Raw genomic sequence first — 2,899 nt, 5'->3', positions numbered from 1 at the left:
CCTGTGCCGCCGGACATCCAGGCCGAGCACTCCGCCCGACCCGACAAGGACGTCAGGACCGGCTGGGTCGCGCCCACCGGCTCGCAGCGAGGGCTCGCGTCCGGCGCGACCGTCCGGTGGAACAGGCTCGGCACGCCGGCGACGGTCACCAGGTCCGGTGCCGCGCTCGCCACGGGGCTGCCCGCTGACGCCGAGCAGACGGCCCGCGCCTACCTGAGCGCGAACCAGCAGCTGTTCGGGCTGACCGGCGATGCCGTCAAGTCCCTGGAGAAGGTGGCGGTCAACCCCATCGGCGACGGTGCGGCAGTGCTGCTGCGCCAGCGCTTCGGGGACCTGCCGGCCGGGCACGACGGCCTCGTCGCCGTGGGCGTGTCCGGCGGCAAGGTGCTCTCGGTCTCCTCCAGCCTGGCCCGCGACACGGCGGCTCCGGCGCCCGCCACACTCGACCAGGGCGAGGCGATCGAGTCGGCCGCCCGGGACGCGGGCATCGCGGTCGCGGCGGCCGAGACCAGGAAGACCAAGCTCGTCGCCGTGCCGACGGCCGAGGGCGCGCGGACGGCCTACCAGGTCACGCTCATCGACTCCGCCGGCTTCCAGGGCGAGCCGGCCGCCGTCAACTCCTACGTCGACGCCCGCACCGGAAAGGTGCTGATCCAGGAGAACCTGGTCGACCACGCGGAGGCGGCCGATCCGGGCAACCCGCGCTGGGAGGCCTTCCCCGCGAACCCGCCGAACGATTACTCCTCCCGGGACACCCGGCAGACCTGGTGCTGGCGACCGGCCCGGGGCTGCGACTACGTCGTCGGCGGCGATCCGGCCACCGGTCTGGCCTGGGACGTCGACCACACCACCGGCGCCCCCACGAACACCAGCATCGGCAACTCCGCCCGCACCTATGAGAACCGCGCCAGTGGCGACGCCTTCACGGTCGGCACCCGCTCCAACGCTCCGAAGCCGGACCGCAATTACAGCTACCCCTGGACCAACCAGTGGCATGAGGCCAAGTGCGACCCGGCGACGCTGGACAGCCCGCAAGAGGCCGACCTCGAGGCCGCGATCTCCAACCTGCACTCGATGCACAACCGCATGCACGACTGGTCCTACCGGCTCGGCTTCACCGAGTCGGCGTGGAACATGCAGACCGAGAACGGCGACCGCGGCGGCGCCGAGGGCGACCCCGAGCAGGGCAACGCCCAGGCCGGCGCCAGGGTGGCCAGCGTGCGTGACAACGCCAACCAGATCACTCCACCGGACGGCACCCCCGCCATCACGAACATGTACATGTGGCAGCCGATCGCCGGGTCCTTCTACGCGCCGTGCGTCGACGGCGACTACGACATGAGCGTGATCGGCCACGAGTACACGCACGCGATCTCGGGGCGCATGATCGGCGGCCCGAACGCGGGATGGAGCGGGCCGCAGGCCGGGGCGATGAACGAGAGCACCTCGGACCTGTTCGCGATGGAGTACCTGCAGGAGTACGGCTTCCGCCCGCGCGGCGACACACCGTACGTCACGGGCGGTTATGTCACCGGGGACACCCGCGCCGGAATCCGCAACTACGACATGAGCAAGAGCCCGCTCAACTACAGCGACATCGCATACGACCTGGTCGGCCAGCAGGTGCACGCCGACGGCGAGATCTGGAGCGCGACGCAGTTCGACGTGCGCCAGGCGTTCGTCGACCGGTACGGCAAGGGCAACGCCAAGACGCAGCGTGCCTGCGCCGACGGCAACCTGCCCGTGAACAAGTGCCCCGGCAACCGGCGCTGGGCCCAGCTGTCCTTCGACGCTCTGCTGCTCATGGCCAGCGGGGCGGTGAGCTACGTCGACCACCGGGACGCGCTGCTCGCCGCGGACGCGATCCGCTTCGGCGGCGCCAACAGCGAGCTGCTCTGGGACGCCTTCGCCCAGCACGGCCTCGGTGAGGGCGCGTCGAGCAACGGCCCGGCCGATCCCGACCCGGTGCCGAGCTTCGCCTCGCCCGAGTCCCGCAACGCCGCGTTGACGCTGCGGCCGACCGGGGCGGCCAAGGGCGCCGCCGTGCGCCTGTACGTGGGCGACTACGAGGGCCGGGCCGTGCCCGTCGCCGACACCGATCCGGCCACGGACCTGGACGACGCCTTCGAGATGGTGCCCGGGAAGTACTCCTTCCTGGCGGTGGGCGCCGGGTTCGGGCACAAGCGCTTCACCGCGTCGATCAGCTCGCGGACCAGGTCGCTGACGGTGTCGATGGCCCGCAACGAGGCCTCGGCCGCCAATGGCGCCACGGCCACGGGCGACGGCGTCGACCAGGCCAATCTGATCGACGAGACCGAGGCGACGAACTGGCAGTCGCTCACGGCCCCGGTCGCGGGCCGGCAGGTGACCGTCGACCTCGCGGGCGACAAGGCCGTACGCGTCGACAAGGTGCAGGTGAGCGCCATGCTGCGGCCGACCGTGGCGGGCGACCCCGAGCACACGCCTGGCGGGGCGCAGAACAGGTTCACCGCGTTGCACCGCTTCCAGGTGCTGGCCTGTGACGCGAGCAGGGCCGACTGCTCCCAGGACGCGTCGTTCACGAGCGTCTACACGAGTCCGGCGAACGCCTTCCCGTCGGGCCGGCCCCGGGTGCGCGCGCCGGAGCTCACCATCCGGCCGTTCGACATCCGCGACACCAAGGCCACGCATCTGCGGCTGAGGGTGCTTTCGAGCCAGTGCACCGGCAACCCGACCTACGCCGGTGAGCAGGACGCCGATCCGCGTTCGACCACCGACTGCGCGACGGGCAGCTCACGAGCCGCTTTCGTTCGCGCGGCGGAGTTCCAGGTGTACGCCGGATAGCCGTGGCCCGGCCGGACCGAGCTCGACGAAATGGTCTGGCGACCGTCCAGCGGACGGTCGCCAGACCCGTTTCTCT

The 2,899-nt window shown here is 71.6% G+C and carries 1 protein-coding gene; it reads left to right on the top strand.

What is annotated here, in order from left to right:
• Window positions 1-2,823, top strand: a 2,823-nt coding sequence (locus HKK72_RS38245; RefSeq protein ID WP_222721660.1) for a M36 family metallopeptidase, incomplete at its 5' end; no start/stop codon positions are given.
• Window positions 2,824-2,899 lie beyond the last annotated feature (76 nt).

The sequence above is a fragment of the Actinomadura sp. HBU206391 genome (assembly GCF_014323665.1).
Lineage (GTDB): Bacteria > Actinomycetota > Actinomycetes > Streptosporangiales > Streptosporangiaceae > Actinomadura_C.
The sequence above is the reverse complement of the archived record's forward strand: the minus strand, read 5'-3'. Positions and strand labels throughout refer to the sequence as shown.